Raw genomic sequence first — 21567 nt, forward strand, 5'->3', positions numbered from 1 at the left:
AAAGTGCAAACGGATTGTCTTAAGTTATAGAATATGGAAAGAAATATAACAAATATAGATAGTTTGATACTCTCTTTTTTAGAGAGAACCATTTCTTCAGGAGATTTGCAGGTTTTGCGGAAATGGGTAAAGGAGTCTGCCGAAAATAAAGCATACTTTCAGCAGTATGAAGAAGCGTGGTTGCTTTCCGTTGCTTCTACCGATAAAAAGCGTTATCATAAAGAGCTTGCATATCAAAATTTTAAGGAAAAAGTGGATAGAGCTGTAAAAAGCAAGAATAAGATGATTCCTTTAAGGAGGATTCTTTATTATGCGGCATGTATTTGTCTGATTTTTATGGCAGGTATAGGAACTAATTATTTATTGAGTACCTCATCTTCTGAAAAATTGTTGACTTATTCATTGGAAACTCCCCGAAGGGCCAAGTTGAAATTTAATCTTCCGGATGGCAGTATCGTTTGGCTGAATGCTGCATCCACACTTTGCTATAATAATCAGTTTGGAATAACGAATCGGGATTTGTCATTGCAAGGTGAAGGGTATTTCGAAATCAGTAAGAATCCGGAGCTTCCGTTGGTGGTGGTTTCGGGTGAAGCGAAGGTAAAAGTATTGGGAACTAAATTCAATGTGCAGAATTATCAGGAAGATGATGAAATCCGGGTAGCTCTATTGGAAGGCTCCGTTGATTTTCGTGACAGTAGGTTTGATAAATCTATTTTGTTGAAACCCAATCAATTGATAACCTGTAATAAAAGGAGTGGAGTCTTGACCGTCAAAGATATCAATGCTGAATATATGAATGCGTGGATTGATAATAATGTATTCTTTAATGAGGAGAAATTAGGTAATATAGCTAAAATTTTGGAACGGGCATTTGATGTCACCATTCATTTTGACAATGATGATTTGAAGCATTTGATTTTTTATGGTGATATAACTATCGGAGCGGACAATATCGTGCAAATTATGGATATTATGTCTGCTACGAATAAATTTAATTATCATTACGATATGGACAAGAGTGAAATTCGCATTTTCCATTGATGCTTTTTCTCTGTCTGCCTTTATGCTGATTAATTAACACATAGATATTTGTTTATCCGGAATTTGTCGGGGCTGTATTGTTCTGATACAGTCGGTGTGCAATTTCCTAAATAGAATTATTCATGAAAGATCAGCGCAAATTCATTCATTTTCATTGTTTTGTATTTTTGTTTATAATCTATCCCTTTACTCTCTCGTCAACTGAATATCTGACGGTAGGAGGTGAAAAATACGGATGGGAGGTATCTGTTCATCCGGATAGAGGAACCATAAAACAGTTCCGACAATTGATGGGAGATGTTTGGGAAACGATTCCTTTCAGAGATGACAGCTTGGCAGGGCCGGCATGGAGTGGCATGCAATTGTGTCCTTCGAAAAAGCAGCTTTATGTGTTCGAAGCTCATCAGGGTGATATTTATTACACACTTCGATATAAGGCAGCATACGATCATTTGATTGTTGAATGTACTATATCTAATCGGGGAGATGATGTTTTTAGACCTGAATATTCCCGGCTTTTTATAGGAGTTGATTCGGAGATGAAAACATATCCGGATTGGGATACTAAGTTTTTCCCTACTTTGCTGCGTTGTGAGAAGGATTTTGCTTGGGGATATTTTATGTCTCCACGTCAGATCATTATGGGAATCGGGGTCGAAGAACCGGTAGCTTCTTATACATTGAATTATGTATATGAAGGATCGATGGAGTGGAAGTGGGGGCACCAGATAAAGACAGGGAGTCTCGATTTGTTGCACTGCCTGCCTTTGCCGGAGCGGCATCCCCAGAACAATATTTCACTGAAACCACATGAAACAAGAAAATGGACATTACATTTGGGAGTGGTCGACCGGCTTGCCGGAGTGAAAGAAAAGCTATCTCAATGGATACAGGCTCCGATGATTGAATGTGAGAAATATACGATGGCCGGACACGAAACGAGTTGTTTACTTATCCATAGCCAGAGCGGTTTGGAAAAACTGATCGTAAAAGCACCCGATGGTACGCAGTCTGTTTTGCCGGTTGATGGTGTCGCTGATAATGTATATTCTGCTTTATTTTCTCCTTCTTCACAGAAAGGGCTTTATCGGATTACGGCTACGGCTATCAATGGAAAAACAGCAGAAGCCAGTATTTACATACGCAATCCCTGGTCTTGGTATATGAAGAATGCCCGTGATTTTGTGGCAAGGAATCCACCTCTTTTTTCAAATGGATGTGAAGCTTTTTATGGATATTATACAGCTTTTCTGGGTGCTCGCCATTTTCCGGAGACTTCTGTGGATAGTATACTTGAGAAACGTTTTAACCGTACGCTTCCTTTCTTTATCGATACGTTGACTTGGATTCCTAAATCTGAAGCCGCACCGGACAGGGTACAGAATTTCTCTACGCTCGTTGGAATGCTGGTTGATTTATGGGAGGCTACAGGCGATATCGGTTATCTTGAAAAGGCAGCTCATGTGGGCGATTATTTATGTTCGGAGAAAGTGCAGTCGGCAGACGGTGCGTACCGTTCCAAGGGGACTCATTATACGGCTGTTATTTATCCGGCTAAATCGATGCTTGAATTGGTGGCAGCCGAAAGAGGGCTTATCGGCTCCCCTTTGTGGAAAGAGCGTTATGTACGGCATAAAGAATCGGCAGAAAGGGCGATTGATGATTTATTGCTTCGACTCGATGATATTCAGACAGAAGGAGATATGACTTTTGAAGATGGAATGATAACCTGCAGTGCCTTGCAATTGGCGCTGCGGGCGTTATTGGAAGGTGATTCTGCAAGACGGGAGCGATATACTTCTTCTGCTGCTTATCTGATGGGCAAGCATCAATGTCTGGAACAGCAGTTAATTCCGGATTGTCGTATGAGAGGGGGAACTTTGCGTTATTGGGAGGCCCTTGATGTTTATTTTGTACCGAATCAGGTAATGAATTCTCCTCACGGCTGGACGGCATGGAAGATCTATGCGTGTTATTACCTTTACCTGTTGACGGGAGAAGTCCGTTATCTATCCGATTTTATGGATACGTTAGGTGCATGTGCTCAATTTATGGAATTGAACGGGCATTTGCGGTGGGGATTTCTTCCCGATCCTTATATCAAAGGTAAGGTTTGTATGGAAAGGACCGACAGGCAACATGATTGGCATCCGGTGGATTCCATTGTCGGAGAACAGTATTTGGATATGATCAGTCCCTGGCTGAGACCGGATAATGAGAATGCCGTTTGTGCATTTGGTGAGCGGGGTGGTGCGGGTGATAACACCGTACAGGAGATCTTTAAGGTAATGGAAGAATGTGCTTTGACCTCTGCCTATGTTGTGGCGGATGGAGCCGGCCGGGTTCGGTGTTGGAATTGTACAGCCGAATATGAGGAGGGGATTCTTTGCATTGCTCCCGATGAAGAAACGGTTGTGGGAATACATCTTAATTTATCCGGTGATGTGGAGGTAGAAGTTGTTTTACCGGGTAATCGTATTCGTAAAAATTGTCCGGCAGGGATGAGATGGATTGGAAATATTCCTTCATTGATAAAATAGAGAAATCGTTGAGGTAGATGGTTTTATTGTTATCTATTCTAATTTTTATAAATGTACTGGAACCATAGTTAGAGAAATTCAAGGTAGCTGTTTGAAAAAAGTGTTACTAAAAAGCGGATTATACTATTCTTTTGATTTTATATTGTCTTTTTTCTGACATGCTATTCTGCAAATTTATTTCAAATAGAAAATGGATTGTATAATAATTCAATATATGACTCCCTCTTTTCTGCATATATTCACTTAATTTGAATGAATATGTTGTTTTCTACATACCTTGACCTTACTATCTTTATATAATAAGTACGGTTCCTCTACGAGAAAATATAAAAGACTCGTAGAGGAACGGCATAAGACTCTACGAGGAGCGACAAAAGCTCTGTAAAGCGGGTATATTGCTTCCTCAAAAATCATGTTTTTGCACTGGTTCCTATCTGATTTTGATTCGTTATTAAGTAGCAAAAAGTGTTATATAGTGCGAGATATGTGTTGATTTGTGTAGTAAATATCTGAAAGTGCAAGGAATGTATTCTGTAGTTGACTCTGAACCTGATAAATTGAAAAGAGACGATTGGAAAATAAAGACGTAATTGCCTCTCTATACATCATTTTTCCCAATAAAAGGATTGTACGGGATTGGAAATATCATTTTGCCAGATTGATATATTGAAGTTTTAAGAAAAAAAGTAAAAATCAGACTACACACATTTCTCTTTTACCTGTCTTTCATATAAACCGGAATATTTAATCTATGTATACAATGTTTTGAAATTCCTACTTAACTGATTTTATCCGTATTAATCTTATTTAATTCTTATGATGAAAAGAAAATTGAGACTGTTTACATTATTGTTGTTCTGTTGGTGCACTTTCATCCAGGCGCAAAATGTATCGCTTAACCTAAAGAATGTAACGGTTAAGGAAGCTCTTGAAGCTGTAAGAAAACAGACCGGAAAGTCTTTTTTCTTTAATGTAAATGATGTCAACATGAATCAGCGTATTACGTTGAACTTTAAAAACGAACCTTTGGAAAAGGCTGTCAAACTTATCCTTGAAGGACAAAAACTGAGCTATGAAATTAAAGACAATCACATCATTCTTTCTAAAGCGCAGGTTGTAAAACAGGTGGGAAACGACTTGGATGTGAGTGGCAAAGTGGTGGATAATGCCGGTAATCCTCTGATTGGTGTGAATGTCGCAGTGGACGGGGTAGGGGTCACAATAACCGATATTGATGGAATTTATCGTGTAAAGGTACCGGTAGGCCATACCCTTACTTTTACGTATATCGGGTATAAGCCACAAACCGTAAAAGTGAAAGAAAAACAGAATATTAACATTAGGATGACTGAAGATAGCAAGGCACTGGAAGAAGTGGTAGTAATCGGCTATGGCACGCAGAAAAAAGTCAATCTGACAGGAGCGATCGGTTATACTGATTCGAAGGCGATTGAGAATCGTCCGGTAGCTAACTTAGGACAAGCCATTCAGGGTGCAATTCCGAATTTGAATATATCTTTTGGTTCCGGAAAGCCGGGTGAGACAACCAGTATGAATATTCGCGGTTTTGCATCTATCAATCAGGAGTCCAAACCATTAATATTGATCGATGGCATTGAGGGTAACATTGATAATCTGAATCCACGTGATGTTGAGTCTATTTCTGTTTTGAAAGATGCTTCTTCTGCTGCCATATATGGTGCCAGAGCACCTTTTGGAGTAGTATTGGTGACTACGAAGAAAGGGAAAGCCGGAAAAATGCAGGTAAATTATAATGGCAGGTTCAGTTTCTCTACCGAAACAACGAAAACCGATTTTATAACTTCCGGATATGATGCGGCCAAGTTAGTGGATGGCTTTATGAGATCTTATAATGGAAACTCTTATACCCGGTATACGGAGGACGACTATAAAGAACTCGAGGCCCGTCGTTATGACAAAACCGAGAATCCGGAACGCCCGTGGACGGTTGTGCAGAATCGCGACGGTGTGGATAAGTATATGTATTATGCTAATTTCGACTGGTATAACTATTTGATAAAATCAAGTCGCCCTACATGGGACAATAATGTGAGTATATCGGGCGGAACTGATAAAATAAATTATCTGGTAAGTGGAAATTTCAATACACAGACCGGTATTTATGCACAAAATCCGGATAAATATAAGACTGGGAATCTGAGAGCCCGTTTGAATGCCGAGGTTAAGTCTTGGTTGTCATTGAATTTTGCAACCAGTTTCTTCTCTTCCAAATATTCGGCTCCGGGATTAGGCCACGGAAACAATTTACCTAATTATACTTTCCATGCAATGCCATTCCTGATGCCTTATAATCCGGACGGAACACACGTATTCAGTAACCCGATTATTGGCCAGCAGCCTACTGATGGAGTCCATATAATGACTGCTGATGGTAATTCTAAATCGGTGGAAGATAAAAAGCAGATGACTTATACCGTAGGTGCTACATTTAAAATATATAAAGGGCTATCTTTTAATGCCAACTACAGTTTTAAGTATAATACGGTTGATTATATGGAGCGTACGGCAAAATCCCAGTTCTCACAATATCCCGGAGTTCTTGAGGATGCCGATGGTTCATTGTTTAAAAATAAGTTGCGTCAGTTGAACGAGAAAGTTTACTATCATAGTGCAGATGCTTATTTCAATTACGAACAATCTTTTGGCGGACACAATTTGCGTGCCGTAGCCGGTTTCAACTATGAGCAGAATGCTTATAAGAGAATCTATGCAACAAAATTGAATATCCAGTCGGATAATTTGAACGACTTTAATTTAGGGGATATCTCGAAGGATGTAACTTTGGAAGGCGGCCAGAATGAATGGGCTTTACTTGGTTATTTCGGTCGTCTCGGTTATGACTGGAAGGGAAAATATCTGGCAGAGTTTAATGTTCGCTGGGATGCTTCTTCGCGTTTTCCGAAAGGACAGCGTTCCGGTACTTTCCCGTCGTTCTCCGCCGGATGGCGTGCAAGTGAAGAAAAGTTCTTTGAGCCGATTCGGAATGTGGTGTCTAATTTAAAAATAAGAGGTTCTATCGGCTCTTTGGGAAATCAGGCAGTAACGGATTGTTATCCTTATCTTCAGACACTGACTATGGCATATTATGACGGATATCTGCTGGATGGTGACAGATTGACCTATGCCAGTGTAACCCCTCCTCCGGCAGGAGACCAGACTTGGGAAACCATTATACATAAGAATGTGGGTATCGATTTGGGATTTTTCAATAACAGGTTGACTTATAGTGCAGATGTGTTTATCCGTGATACCAGAGATATGCTTATTGCAGGTAAAGCCTTGCCGGGTGTTTATGGGACTACTTCACCTAAAGAGAATGCTGCAGATCTTCGTACAAAAGGTTTTGAAATGACGTTGAGTTGGAATGACAGTTTTACCTTGTTGGATAAGCCGTTCAGTTACAATGTGTCACTCAGTCTGGCAGACAGTCGTTCGCATATAACGAAATACGATAACCCGTTGAAAGAATTTAGCAAGTCCAACTATTATGTAGGCATGGAAATCGGAGAAATATGGGGATACCATGTTACCGGTTTATTCGGTACGGACGAGGAAGCAAAAGCTTATCAGGAAGCGATAGATCACAGCTATGTTTGTAAGAACATCTTAGAAACCGCTATTGGAGAAAATAAAGGTTTGAAAGCCGGTGATATGATTTTTGCCGATCTTGATGGAAGCGGAAGGATTGATGATGGTAAAAAAACAGCGGACGACCGTGGAGATATGCGCATTATAGGTAACTCAAGACCACGCTATACATACAGTGGAAATCTGGGCTTCAACTGGTACGGTTTCGACTGTTCTGCTTTCTTCCAGGGAGTAGGCAGGCAGAATCGTTATCCGGGAGGTAATGCTATGCTTTTTTGGGGAGGGTTTGCCCGTCCGTATGCCTCATTCACTCCAATTGATTGGGTCGATAATATCTGGACGGAAGAGAATCCGGATGCTTATTTCCCGAGAATGCGTGGATATGCGGCACAGGGCGACCGTTCATTAGCAAAAGTCAATGACCGTTATCTGCAGAATCTTGCTTATTGCCGTTTGAAAAATCTGACGTTGGGATATACGCTTCCTGCCCAATGGACTACGAAGGTAGGAATGGAGCGTGTGAGGTTCTACTTCAGTGGTGATAATTTGTTGACATGGACGAAATTGAAAACCAAATATATAGATCCGGAACAATTCTCGGCCGATGCCGATGCCCGGGTATATCCTTATGCTAAAACATTCTCTTTTGGCTTAGATGTAACTTTTTAATAACCTTCAGTAAGTATGAAAATGAAAAGAGTTAAATATATATATGTAGCAATGTTATTGTTGGGTACAACGAGTTGCGCTGATATGTTAGATAGATTTCCACTTGACTCTCTGGCTCCGGAAACTTATTATAATAATGAAATGGAGTTAAAGAGTGCGACGAATAATTTTTATGGAATGTTTCCGGGTGCTTCTTCCGGTTATGGGGAGAGCGATGATATTGTGTGCGTGTTTACTTTGCCGGAAGCGATCATCGGTTCACGAACGATCCCTACTACCGGTGGCGGATGGGATTGGGGATATTTGCGTAATATAAATTTTTATCTGGAACATTCTCAACGTTGCTCCAATACGACTGTTCGGGAACAGTATGACGGTATTGCACGTTTTTTCAGAGCGTACTTTTATTTTGAGAAAGTAAAGCGATTCGGTGATGTTCCCTGGTACGATAAAGCGATGGCATCGAATGATGAAGATTTGATGAAGCCCCGGGATACCAGAGAGTTTGTTATGGGAAAAATCATTGAAGATATAGATTATGCAATCAAGCATATTTCTGATGCGGCGGAACTCTACCGGGTGACCAAATGGACGGCAATGGCACTGAAATCGAGGATCTGTCTTTTTGAGGGTACATTTCGGAAATATCATGGCATAGCGGGTTATGAAACCTATCTGGATAAATGTATTTCTGTTTCAGAAGACTTTATAACAAACAGCCCTTACTCTATTTATAAAGATGGTGAGAAACCTTATCGTGACCTGTTCTCTTCCATGGATGCGATTTCTCAGGAAGTCATTCTGGCAAGAGACTATGACAAGGGAAAGGCGGTTATGCATGAAGCCAATTATAATACGATGGGGCCTACGTATGGACGTCCCGGTATGAATAAGAAAGTTGTCAACAGTTATTTGATGACCGATGGAAGCCGGTTTACTGATAAAGAAGGGTATCAGACTATGCAGTATTATGATGAAATGCAAAATCGTGACCCTCGTCTGACGCAGACGGTAGTAGGACCGGGCTACACGCGTATTAACAGTACTACGGTCGAATCTCCCAATTTTAGCTCGTCTACTACTGGATACCAGATCATAAAATGGGTGACAGATGCCAGTGGAGACGGCTATATGGGATCTTCCAATGATTATATTTTGTTTAGAGCTGCCGAGGTTTATCTGAACTTTGCCGAAGCAAAAGCCGAGCGTGGAACCTTAACACAAAGTGATCTGGATATTTCAATTAAGAAAATTCGTGATCGTGTAGGAATGCCTAACATCGATATGGCGGAAGCCAATGCGAATCCGGATCCTTATTTGAGTAATATAGAAACCGGATATGCTAATGTAACAGGTGTTAATAAAGGGGTTATTCTTGAAATTCGCCGTGAACGTACTGTGGAGTTGATTCTTGAGGGTTTCAGGTATTATGATGTCATGAGATGGAAAGAAGGGAAAATATTTGAACAACCTTATTTAGGAATGTATTTCCCCGGATTAGAACATGGCGAGGGTGACAATCGGTTTGGTGTGTTTGATATGAATGACGGGACACTGCGTGATAAGGATAAAGTGGATATCTGTATTTATACAGGAAAGAAACCTACGGGAACACTTGTTAAAAATATCCGGAAGTTCTATAAGTTAGGAGATGAATTCCGCTTCACAGACGGACTGAAAGGAAATATCATCGTTCATGATGTGAAAGACGAACCTCGAGTGTGGAGAGAGGACAGAGATTATCTGTATCCCATACCTGTTCAAGAACGGGTATTGACCAATGGAAATATTACTCAGAATCCAAATTGGGAAGACGGGCTTGACTTCTGAAATAAAGGGGGCTATTGATGCCCCTGCTATAAATATCTTACAAATGTTTAACACTTAATTATTTGAACTTATGAAAAGTATTACTTTGATCGGAAAGAGAGTATTTGCTATTGCAGTACTCGCATTTGCAAGTACTTTAGGTTTCGCACAAGAACAAAACTGGAATTTCAACGCGGATGAAACGGCGGATTATGCGGCGTTCTTCAAGCAACCTTCGGCTATTGAGGGAAAATGTAACGCCGAAGTTATGGGAATAGATATTCATAGAGACGGTTTCTCATGGAATGATATGAATACCTGGAAGAATGCGGAAGGCAAAATATGGCATACCTATTCGGCTACATATGCCGAAACGCTGTTTGGGGTATGTGTTAATGCTGCGGCTCCTTTTAATGGTAAAACCAGCAGCTTGTCCTGGACAAATACGGAGGGAGACAATAAGTGGTATCCGGTTTTACCGGTTGTTGAGAATTTAAAAGGAAAGTTGGTTCTGAGAGATTTTAAGGCGACAACCGTACACGTTTCGAATACCCAAATGGATACAGTAAAAATAGCAATGACCAATGCAGAGAATGATTGTTATCTTCATATCAGACGTAATCCTTTTGTGAAGCAAATTGATTTGAGCGGTTCTACCGGAAAGTGCCGTCAACTTGCCGGGTATAGGAATATTCTGTCAGATGAGACAGCTTTCGTCTGCAATGATTGTCGGCAAACAGAATTCCTGGACTGGCTATTAAATCTGGAGGACAACTGTTTCACATATTCCACATTGCCTTTGCATCCGGCTACAGGAAAAGTATTGGGTAGCGGTTATAAATCTCAGTGGAATACGTTGGGCGGCCTTCCTATAGGTTTGAAAAATGACGAGGGAGAATATGAGATAGGAGTGGATGAGGATATCGATCTGTCGGCAGAATACGATGTGCAGGGCAAGCTGACGACTTATACCTGGAAGAATGAAGATGGCGATGTAATAACCCCGACCTCCGCCGATGCTACCGGTTGGTTTTGTTTTGGAAGCGAGTGTGTGGGAAAAGTATATCGTTGTGAAATGCAGAATGCTGCCTATCCGGCATTAGCTTTGAATACAGTCTGGGTGAAGGTGGTGGACAGCTATTCTACAGGTGTGAATAAAACGGAAAGTGTGAAGATAAAAGTCGGCCCGAACCCTGTTGTGAATGAACTTTCTGTTGTTGCTTCGGATGTTCGAAGCATCGATGTTTACTCAACTACCGGCGCTTGTGTGAAGAGAGCAAACGGTTCTCAGACAATAGTCAATGTGTCTGATTTGACTCCGGGACTGTATTTTGTAAAGGTAACCACTTCAACAAGCGAGGATATTGTCAAAATAATAAAGAAGTAATTACTTTTCAAGTATTCATTGTTTAATGGCCGGCAGGAATTACGCTTCCTGTTGGCTATTGAAAAACGAAAATGTGTTATGAGAAAATATATAATCTTTTGGGGATTCTTATGTTTATGTCTGGAATTGGCGGCTCAGACATACCCTAAAGAGGGGAATGTAATAAGGATTTTAACTTATAATACTCATTATTGTAAAGGCGGGACTGATCCCGGCAGTATTAATGATGCCAATACGAGACTGTTGGCTTCGGTCATTAAAACATTGGATGCCGATGTGGTTTCGTTGCAGGAACTTGACAGTGCGGCAAATAGCAGGGGAAAACGCTATTTACTGGAGCAAATAGGCAAAGCGACCGGACTGAATTACACACCCGTGTACGGCAGTGCGCTCAAGTGGGACGGTGGGAGTGTCGGTTGCGGAAGTCTTATAAAAACGATTTATCCCATAAGTAAAATAAAAAAGATCGCTTTGCCCGGCGACGAGCCACGCATAGCGGTGAGAACCGATTTGGATAAGTTTGTTTTCATAAGTGTTCATGGCGACCTTAATGACACAAAGCGGATACAAGGGGCAAATATTATCAATAACGAACTGGATTATATTCGTAAACCAGTTTTTCTGGCTGGCGATTTGAATGATTGCCACCGTTGGGGAAATGGCGGTATTGCTTTTCCCGTTTATATGGAAAAGTTTACGATAGCCAGTGATACGAAAGGTAATACGGTATGGAACGGCCCGCACGGTGAAGAAGGCGCTGACCAGGGGCTTATCGACTATGTCCTTTTCCATGACTATAATAATTCGAGGATTGAAGTGGTACAGACACATATAGTGAGATCCATAGAGATCAACGGCGCTATCGTCAATCTGCAGAATGTGTCGGATCATTATCCTGTATTTGTCGATATCAGGCTTCCGGGTTCTACGTCGATTGAAAATGTAGAAGGAGAACCGGATTTTAATGTTTATTTTGATGGCGTCAGAGAGAGATTCTGCATACAGGGAGAGATGCCGTTAGAGCAGATAGACGTGTATGCACTGACCGGACAGAAGATGGCGGGCATGAAAGGAGAAAATGTAACAGCAGTGGATGTATCCGGATTATCAAAAGGCGTGTATATCGTAAAAGGATTTTCTGCCGGTAAATCTTTGGTGAGGAAAGTGATAAAAGAATAACCAAGTGATAATAAACAACTAACGACGGTCATGTTTCAAAAAATATTTTTTACATTTGTAATGTCATTCCTTTGTTTTGGTGTGGTTGCTCAGGAATATGAAAAGAAAAGAGGTACCATACGTTTGTTAACTTATAATACGCACTATTGTAAGGGAGCCGCAGACCCGGGAACGATATCGGAAGAAAATGTACATAATCTGGCCCGGATAATTAAAGCTCTGGATGCCGATATTGTAGCATTGCAGGAGCTCGATAGCGCTTCGTTGCACCGGGGAGGGCGGTATCTGTTGAAAGATATTGCAGATGCGACAGGAAGTGAATATACACCGGTGTATGGAAATGCCGCCTCATTCGATCATGGCAGTATAGGCTGTGGAGTGCTGGTCAGGAAAAAGCGGTCTGTCAAAAACATTGAAGTAATTCCTTTGCCGGGAGATGAGGCCAGGGTTGCCGTGAAAATAAAATTCAAGAATTTTGTTTTTATCGGTACTCATTCCGACCTTAATGATGAAAAGCGTAAAGAAGGGGCTGTAACCGTATGTGATTTAGTGAAAGACGAAACAAAACCGGTTTTTCTTGCCGGTGATTTGAATGATTCTCATCGTTGGCCCAAAGGCGGAATATCATTTCCTGTGTGGATGAAACAGTTTAAAATCATAAGTGATACGATCGGTAACTCCATTCCGGGAAGAACGGATGGCGGAGCTTTGATCGATTATGTACTTTTACTTGATAATAAAAAGGCTTCGAAGGTTAAGGTTGGCCAGTCATACATAGTGCGCAGCCTTTCCATTGATGGTAAAAAAGTAGATACAAGTGCAGTTTCGGATCATTATCCGGTTTTTGTTGACGTAAAATTATAAATGTTTGATTTCTTATAGCATGGTCTCTTCTCCCTTGCGAATTTCTTTCTCTCGTAAGAGACATACTGTAAAAAGATTATTGGGATTGAATTCATAAAAAATGTTCTAATGCGGAAAGTACTATTATTCTTCACATCCATCCTGTTTTGTGGATGTTCGATTTCTAAACCCGACCAGCCGGTATATGGGTTGGCTGAACGTCTGTTACCGGCGAATAACTCCTCTTTTGTCTTTGAACAGCTCTCTTCCGATTCTGATTTTTTTGAGTTGGAGCAGACTACAGAAGATAAGATTATCATCAGAGGGAATAATGGCGTCTCGATGGCACGTGGGCTGAATCATTATCTTAGGAACTATTGTCACCGTTCTGTTTCGTGGTGCGGTAATAATTTGTCCGACTTGCCGGAGCCGTTGCCTCCGGTGAAAGAAAAGATCAGGATTGACGCTTCTTTTCCTTACCGCTATTATTTGAATTATTGTACTTATAGCTACTCCATGGCTTTCTGGGATTGGGAACGGTGGGAGGCAGAGATCGACCGGATGGCTCTTCAAGGGATCAACATGCCCTTGATGGCTGTGTACGGAGAATATGCCGTATGGCAGAATACGCTTAGAAGATTGAATTTCAGTGAAACGGATATAGCTGCGTTCCTTCCGGGAGCAGGCTATGAAGCATGGTGGCTCATGGGAAATCTGGAAGGATTCGGCGGGCCCGTGAGTCCGGAATTTATTGCAAGACAGACGGACCTGCAACAGAAAATGTTGAAGCGGATGAGGGAGTTAGGGATGAAACCGGTATTTCAAGGATTTTATGGAATGGTTCCTAATGTTTTGAAAAAGAAATATCCCGATGCCCGTATCAAAGAACAGGGGACGTGGCAAACTTATCAGCGTCCGGCCTTTTTAGATCCGACAGACCCGCTTTTTGATAGAGTGGCAGCTATTTATTACGAAGAACAGAAAAAATTATTTGGAGATGCGGAATTTTTTGGCGGTGATCCTTTTCATGAGGGTGGCACTTCGGAAGGCATTCATGTAAAACTTGCCGCGCAGAAAATATTGCAGGCTATGCGGAAAGTAAACCCGAAAGCGGTCTGGGTCTTACAGGGATGGCAGCATAACCCGGTAAAAGACTTGATGGACGGGTTGAATCCCGGTGAGACAATCATATTGGATCTGATGGCCTGCGAACGTCCCCAGTGGGGAGGAGTCACTACTTCCATGTTTCATAAGCCGGAAGGGCATCAGGATCACCGGTGGATATGGTGCGCTTTACCTAACTTCGGAGGAAAAACCGGGCTGCATGGAAAAATGAGCAGTTATGCTTCGGGAGCCGTCTTTGCAAAAGAACATCCGATGGGGAGAAATATTTGCGGTATAGGGACTGCTCCTGAGGGTATCGGAACGGTTCCGGTAGTTTATGATATGGTGTATGATATGGCATGGAGAACGGATAGTATCCAGATTCCCCAGTGGTTGACCAATTATACTTATTATAGGTATGGCATGGAAGATACGAACTGTGATAAAGCGTGGAAAATATTATCCGAAACCGTCTATGAATGCCATAATGAGTTGGGCGGACCGGTAGAATCTTATATTTGCGCCCGTCCTGCAGATACGATCGATCATGTGTCTACGTGGGGCAATGCCAGGATATTTTACGAACCTGTAAAGATGGTAGAGGCATGGGAGTTTTTGTATCAGTCGAGAAACCGATTTAACCATTGCGATACCTATGAATATGATCTTGTCGATGTCACCCGGCAGGTTCTATCCGATTATGCCAAGTATCTGCATAAAGAAATGGTAGAGGCATTTCATCAAAAGAATAAGAATGGCTTTATGAAATATAGCACTGAATTTCTGGATGTCATAAAGGATGAAGACCGCCTGCTGTCCACCCGCAAGGAATTTATGCTTGGCACTTGGTTGACGGAAGCCGAAAATGCAGGTTGTACTCCTGAGGAAAAAAGACGCTTCGTTACGAATGCCAAAAGGCTGGTAACGACATGGACCGACAGGGATTCGGATCTGCATGATTATGCCAATAAGGAGTGGAGCGGGCTGTTGAGTGATTTTTATCTTCCCCGTTGGGAGGCTTATGTAACCTATAAAGCCAGTTTACTGTATGGTAAGAAACTTCCTTATCCGGATTTTGCAGAGATGGAAGAGAAGTGGGTTTTGGCAAACTCTACCTATCTTTCCAAAGTGAATCCGGAAGGGACGATACCGGTTGTCGAAGAACTTCATAAACGCTATTATAAAAAAATAGAACAGGCATATCTGAAATAACGAGAACAAATACATTATGATAAAAAGAAATCGATTGAAATTATTGCTTTCCGGTTTTTTACTTTTACCGGGAATGATATTTGCCCAGCAATTGCCTTATAGGCAAAGCTCTCTTCCGATATCGGAAAGGGTGGATGATTTGTTGGGACGCATGACTCTGGAAGAAAAAATAGCGCAAATCAGGCATATCCATTCATGGAATGTATTCAATGGTCAGGACTTGGATATGGAAAAGCTCGGGAAATTTACCGGCGGTGTGAGCTGGGGATTTGTAGAAGGATTTCCATTGACAGGAGTTAACTGTAAGAAGAATATGCAGTTGATACAGAAATTTATGGTTGAGAATACGCGTTTGGGGATACCGGTGTTTACCGTTGCGGAGTCATTGCATGGTTCGGTACACGAGGGATCTACTATTTATCCTCAGAATATAGCCATGGGGAGTACTTTCCGCCCTGAACTTGCTTACCGGAAAGCGGCAATGATCACGAAAGACCTTCATGCACAGGGAATGCATCAGGTATTGGCACCCTGCATCGACGTGGTAAGAGATTTGCGGTGGGGACGTGTGGAAGAATCTTTCGGAGAAGATCCTGTATTATGCGGGTTGTTTGGCATTGCCGAAGTAAAAGGGTATATGGACAACGGTATTTCTCCGATGCTGAAACATTATGGCCCTCATGGTAATCCGTTGAGCGGTTTGAATCTGGCTTCTGTGGAATGTGGGCTTCGGGATTTGCATGAGGTATATTTGAAACCGTTCGAGATGGTGATTCGTAATACTCCTGTGTTGGCGGTTATGTCTACTTATAATTCATGGAATCATGTGCCGAATTCTGCTTCGCATTATTTATTGACAGAGGTATTGCGCGGACAGTTCGGATTTAAAGGGTATGTATATTCGGATTGGGGAGCCATTGAAATGTTGAAGACTCTTCATCGCGTGGCGCATAATTCGGAAGAAGCGGCTATGCAGGCTTTCACTGCCGGGCTCGATGTAGAGGCTTCTAGTAATTGTTATCCTTTGTTGGCCGGCCTGATACAGAAGGGGAAGTTGGATGAGGAGGTTTTGAATGAGTCTGTTCGCCGGGTATTGTACGCCAAGTTTAAAATGGGACTTTTCGAAGACCCTTATGGCGAACAGTATTCTCATAGTGAGATGCATGGGGCAGAAAGCATACGGTTGTCGAAAGAGATAGCGGATGAATCGGTTGTCCTGTTGAAAAACGAGAATGGGCTTTTGCCTTTGAATGCCGATAAGTTGAAGTCTGTTGCGGTGATCGGCCCTAATGCAGACCAGGTACAATTCGGAGATTATACATGGAGTCGTAATAACAAAGACGGCGTTACCCCGTTGGAGGGAATCAGGCGATTATTGGGCGGTAAGGCTACTGTCCGTTATGCGAAAGGATGCGATCTCGTTTCATTGAATGCCGGTGGAATAAAGGAGGCCGTAGAAGCGGCACGGAAGAGTGAAGTGGCGATTCTGTTTTGTGGAAGCGCCAGTGCGGCCCTTGCACGTGATTATAAAAGTTCTACCTGTGGTGAAGGTTTTGATTTGAATGATCTGAACCTGACGGGAGTACAAGGGCAGTTGATTAAAGAAGTGCATGAAACCGGAACGCCGGTAGTGTTGGTATTGGTAACCGGAAAACCGTTTGCCATATCTTGGGAGAAGAAACATATTCCGGCTATTTTGACACAATGGTATGCAGGAGAACAAGCAGGAAATTCGATTGCGGATATTTTGTTTGGAAGCATTTCTCCATCAGGAAGACTGACTTTTTCTTATCCTCAGACTACGGGACATTTGCCGGTATATTATAATTATCTTCCTTCCGACAAGGGCTTTTACAAAAATCCCGGAAGCTATGAATCTCCGGGAAGAGATTATGTGTTTTCCTCTCCGGACGCTCTTTGGGCTTTTGGTCATGGGCTGACTTATACTTCTTTTGTATATAAGAATCTAAGGACAGACAAAGAACATTATGGACTCAATGATACGATATACATTGATGTCGATATTAAAAATACAGGAAAGAGAGAAGGGAAAGAGGTCGTGCAGTTGTATGTGAATGATAAGGTTAGTACCGTGGTAACTCCTGTAAAGCAACTGCGGGATTTTAAGAAAGTGGATGTTGAGGCTGGAAAAACAGAAACGGTGAAACTGAAAGTCGCAGTGAACGATCTTTATATTGTAAATGCCGGAAATAAAAGGGTAGTTGAACCGGGAGAGTTTGAGTTACAGGTGGGGGCTGCGTCAGACAATATTCTTCAATCGAAAGTAGTCTCCGTCGGTGAATTTGTATCCACCGCTTTGGTAGAAGAACAAAAAATACTAAAGAGCAGCAAGACGATTTCCGTTCATGGAGAAGTAAGGGATGTACAGGCCACTTTGATAGGGAAGGTGAATATTTATGCCAAGAGCACGGGAGAACTTCTTGGGAAGAGCGATGACAGGGGCTGCTATCGGATGGATGTAGGGAATAAGGAAGTATTGATATTTAGTAAAAAGGGATATCAGAATCTGGAAGTACCGGTCGATAATCAAGAGGTTGTAAATGTGCGTATGAACTATGGTGACAATTGAAACTGAAAAAATAATTATTAATTAAATCTGTGATATATGAGAATCAAGCCTTTTTGTCTGATACCACTCTTTTCTTTGGTGTTTTTTGCTTGTGGGGAGAAGATGGTTGTGAAACCTTATAATGAAGGTCTTCACATAATTCCCGAACCTGAGAGAATCACTCAACAGACGGGAGAATTTGTTTTAAATCCTAACACGCTTTTTATTATCGATAATGATACGCTCGATGCGGTTGCCGGTTATTTTAAATACAAGATAAAGCAATCTACCGGTTATCAACTTGCTGACGGACAGGAAGCAGAACGGAATTATATTCGTCTGGCTTTGGATACTACTTTAAACCTGAAAGAGGAAGGGTATAAATTAGCCGTGCTTCCTGAAGGAATTTGGGTACGGTCACAGTCCCCGCAAGGAATTTTTTATGGGATGCAGACGGTGATGCAACTTTTGCCTGCCGAGATAGAGAGTGGACAGGTTATAAATAATATTGTATGGGCTATGCCGTGTGTCGAGATAGAAGACGAACCGGCTTATTCCTATCGCGGGATGATGCTGGATGTCAGCCGGCATTTTCATGATGTGGCTTTTGTCAAGAAGCAGTTGGATATCATGGCTATGTTTAAGCTGAACCGTTTTCATTGGCATCTTACGAATGATCATCTGTGGACGATTGAAATAAAGAAATATCCCCGCCTTACCGAAGTGGGTTCAGTGCGTCGTAATGCTGACGGAAGTATACACAAAGGTTTTTATACACAGGAACAGATTAAGGAGGTGGTTGCTTATGCGGCAGAAAGGTTTATAACGGTCATTCCGGAAGTCGAATTACCCGGACATGCTTTGGCCGCTCTGACGGCTTATCCGGAATTGTCATGTACCGGTGGTCCTTTCCAGTTGAGAAATAAGTGGGGGGTGGAAGAGGATGTATATTGCGCAGGTAATGAACAGACCTTTAAATTTTTGGAAGATGTAATCAATGAGGTCGCATCTTTATTTCCAGGTAAATATTTTCATATAGGAGGAGACGAATGTCCCAAAGTGAGGTGGAATGCTTGTCCGAAGTGCCGGAAGCGCATGCGGGATGAAAAGTTGAAAGATGCCCATGAGTTACAGAGTTATTTTGTACACCGGATCGAGAAAGTAGTGTTGGCACATGGTAAGCGCATGGTAGGCTGGGATGAGATTCTTGAAGGCGGACTGGCACCTACGGCGACCGTAATGTCGTGGCGTGGGGAGGAAGGTGGTATCGAGGCCGCTTCCATGGGGCACGATGTGATAATGACACCTGCCAAATGGTTGTATTTGGATTTTGGGCAGGGGAATATCGAAGTGGAGCCTATTACAATTAATTTTAAGACTTTGCTGAGCAAAACCTATCATTACAATCCTGCGTCCGAAAAAATACCGGCGGAACAACGCTCACATGTGATAGGAGCACAGGGTAATATGTGGGCAGAATATGCCGTCAATCCGGATCATACGGAATACATGCTTTATCCGAGACTGTTGGCGGTAGCGGAACTTACCTGGACACCTGCCGATAGAAAAGATTATGCATCTTTTGAACGTCGTCTGGATAATCAATTGGTACGCTTGGACGAACATCATATTCATTATCACATTCCATTGCCCGAAGGGCCGATGGCCGATCGTGTGGCAATTGTCGGTCCGGATACGCTTAGTTTCTCGAATAGCCGCAATCTTCCGATGGTATATACACTGGATGGAAGCGAACCGGCGGTTCATTCCAAACGCTACAGCGCTCCCATTGTTGTAGACGGCAATCAGACTATACGTATTGCAACCCTTCTTTCTTCGGGCAAAATGAGCAGAGTGCGTACGATAGAAGTAGTGAAAGAACCCTTATGGCCGTCTTACAAAGAGAGGACTGAACCGGGAGTGTCTTTGATGTATGCAGAGGGTGATTTTTATTTTGTGAAAGATACGGAAAACGCTGCTTGGAAGGATGAAAAGATAGTAGACGATTTCAATTTGAAACCAGTTTTAGAAGATAAGGGGGCATTCTGCTATACCGGATATTTTGAGGTGCCTCAAGACGGAGTCTATTATGTATCTACCGAGATGGACGAGTTGCAGATAGACGGTAAATTGGTATTGAGTAATGACGGTAAATTGGTACGTCATTCACACACGCGTACATCTCTTGCTTTGGAGAAGGGCAAACACGCTTTCCGATTGTTGTTTATTAACAATAATATTGGCGGATATCCGCGTATTTGGAATAATAAAGGTTTTGTAATGGCCGGGAAAGGAGAAGATTTTCAAACTCCGGTAACTTTGTTTCATTAAGTTTTAGTATTCAGGATAACAAACAGGAGAGCCGATTCCATATGGATATGAAAACCGGCTCTCTTTTTTTATAAATTTTTTTTCGGGTTGTTTCTTTTAAAAAGAATTCCGTTCCTTTGCATAGGAAAATTAATTAAAGGAAAATATGAGAAGTTTTGCATCCGATAATAATTCCGGTGTACATCCTTTGGTGATGGAAGCACTGGCTTTGGCGAATCAGAATCATGCATTGGGATATGGTGATGACCCTTGGACGGAAGGAGCTGTCCGGAAAATCAGAGAAACATTTACGGCCGACTGTGAGCCCCTGTTTGTTTTTAACGGTACGGGCAGCAATGTCGTTGCCTTGCAGTTGATGACGCGTCCTTATCAGTCTATCCTATGTGCCGAGACTGCACATATATATGTGGATGAATGCGGCTCTCCCGTAAAGATGACCGGTTGTCAGATCCGGCCGGTGGCAACTCCGGACGGAAAGCTCACTCCGGAGTTGATTCGTCCATATCTTCATGGCTTTGGCGACCAACATCATTCCCAGCCGGGAGCTGTTTATCTGTCCCAGTGTACCGAATTAGGCACTGTGTATACTCCCGATGAGCTGAAAGCAATTACTTTGTTGGCCCATCAATACGGGATGCGTGTCCATATGGATGGTGCCCGTATTGCCAACGCTTGTGCCGCCCTTCGTCTTTCTCTGAAAGAGTTGACGGTAGATTGCGGGATCGATGTGCTTAGTTTCGGCGGTACCAAAAATGGACTGATGATGGGAGAGTGCGTGGTCATCTTTGATGATGCCTTGAAAGAGGAAGCGCGGTTTATCCGTAAGCAATCGGCACAATTAGCTTCGAAGATGCGTTATCTCTCTTGCCAGTTCACCGCTTATCTCACGGATGATCTTTGGTTGAAAAATGCATCTCATGCCAATCGTATGGCGCGTAGGCTCTATGATGCTTTGAAAGATTATCCCGGTGTCTGTTTTACTCAAAAGGTGGAAAGTAATCAACTGTTTCTTACTATGCCCCGTTCTGTGATAGACAGAATGCTTGAATCTTATTTTTTCTATTTTTGGAATGAGGAGAACAATGAGATTCGCTTGGTTACTTCATTTGACACGACAGAGGATGATATCGACCGTTTTATTCTTTTGCTGAATTCCTGATATTTTTTTGTTTAAGGATAAAATAATAAAGGTTCGGACTTTCACAGGTGCGAACCTTTTTTTATGATAATTAATTTCGGATTGAAATCTT

The 21567-nt window shown here is 42.1% G+C and carries 11 protein-coding genes; all 11 read left to right on the forward strand.

Annotation, left to right across the window (positions count from 1 at the left end; genetic code table 11):
• Nucleotides 1–33: 33 nt before the first annotated feature.
• The 11 genes from HMPREF1532_RS11570 to HMPREF1532_RS11620 all read left to right on the forward strand — a co-directional run bounded on the left by HMPREF1532_RS11570 (nucleotide 34) and on the right by HMPREF1532_RS11620 (nucleotide 21476).
• Nucleotides 34–1044: a FecR family protein gene (locus tag HMPREF1532_RS11570; protein ID WP_005929464.1), complete on the forward strand. Its 1011-nt coding sequence runs from the start codon at nucleotides 34–36 to the stop codon at nucleotides 1042–1044.
• 122 nt (nucleotides 1045–1166) lie between these two features.
• Nucleotides 1167–3584, forward strand: a complete 2418-nt coding sequence (locus tag HMPREF1532_RS11575) for a hypothetical protein (protein WP_005929467.1) — start codon at nucleotides 1167–1169, stop codon at nucleotides 3582–3584.
• Nucleotides 3585–4400: 816 nt separating this feature from the next.
• The gene (locus tag HMPREF1532_RS11580) at nucleotides 4401–7883 is read left to right on the forward strand and encodes a TonB-dependent receptor (RefSeq protein WP_005929470.1); all 3483 of its coding nucleotides are present in this window, start codon (nucleotides 4401–4403) and stop codon (nucleotides 7881–7883) included.
• Between the two features lie 15 nt (nucleotides 7884–7898).
• Nucleotides 7899–9713, forward strand: coding sequence for a RagB/SusD family nutrient uptake outer membrane protein (locus HMPREF1532_RS11585; RefSeq protein ID WP_005929473.1), 1815 nt, complete (start codon nucleotides 7899–7901; stop codon nucleotides 9711–9713).
• Between the two features lie 70 nt (nucleotides 9714–9783).
• A complete protein-coding gene (locus tag HMPREF1532_RS11590) occupies nucleotides 9784–11079 on the forward strand; it encodes a T9SS type A sorting domain-containing protein (RefSeq protein WP_005929476.1) in 1296 nt (431 codons plus the stop codon).
• A 78-nt stretch (nucleotides 11080–11157) separates the two neighbouring features.
• On the forward strand, nucleotides 11158–12258 hold the full coding sequence (locus tag HMPREF1532_RS11595) for an endonuclease/exonuclease/phosphatase family protein (protein ID WP_005929479.1): 1101 nt from the start codon (nucleotides 11158–11160) through the stop codon (nucleotides 12256–12258).
• A 30-nt stretch (nucleotides 12259–12288) separates the two neighbouring features.
• Nucleotides 12289–13122 carry an endonuclease/exonuclease/phosphatase family protein gene (locus tag HMPREF1532_RS11600; protein WP_005929482.1) on the forward strand — a complete coding sequence of 278 codons (834 nt, stop codon included), beginning with the start codon at nucleotides 12289–12291 and terminating at the stop codon, nucleotides 13120–13122.
• A 108-nt stretch (nucleotides 13123–13230) separates the two neighbouring features.
• Entirely contained in the window at nucleotides 13231–15417 is a 2187-nt protein-coding gene (locus tag HMPREF1532_RS11605; protein WP_005929485.1) for an alpha-N-acetylglucosaminidase, read from the forward strand.
• A gap of 16 nt (nucleotides 15418–15433) precedes the next feature.
• Nucleotides 15434–18007 (forward strand): glycoside hydrolase family 3 N-terminal domain-containing protein, encoded by a 2574-nt coding sequence (locus HMPREF1532_RS11610; protein WP_005929488.1) that lies wholly within the window; start codon nucleotides 15434–15436, stop codon nucleotides 18005–18007.
• A gap of 36 nt (nucleotides 18008–18043) precedes the next feature.
• Complete coding sequence (locus HMPREF1532_RS11615; protein ID WP_005929491.1) at nucleotides 18044–20317, forward strand: family 20 glycosylhydrolase; 2274 nt, start codon at nucleotides 18044–18046, stop codon at nucleotides 20315–20317.
• A 145-nt stretch (nucleotides 20318–20462) separates the two neighbouring features.
• Nucleotides 20463–21476, forward strand: a complete 1014-nt coding sequence (locus HMPREF1532_RS11620; RefSeq protein ID WP_005929494.1) for a threonine aldolase family protein — start codon at nucleotides 20463–20465, stop codon at nucleotides 21474–21476.
• Nucleotides 21477–21567: the final 91 nt, after the last annotated feature.

Source organism: Bacteroides salyersiae WAL 10018 = DSM 18765 = JCM 12988 (genome assembly GCF_000381365.1).
Lineage (GTDB): Bacteria > Bacteroidota > Bacteroidia > Bacteroidales > Bacteroidaceae > Bacteroides > Bacteroides salyersiae.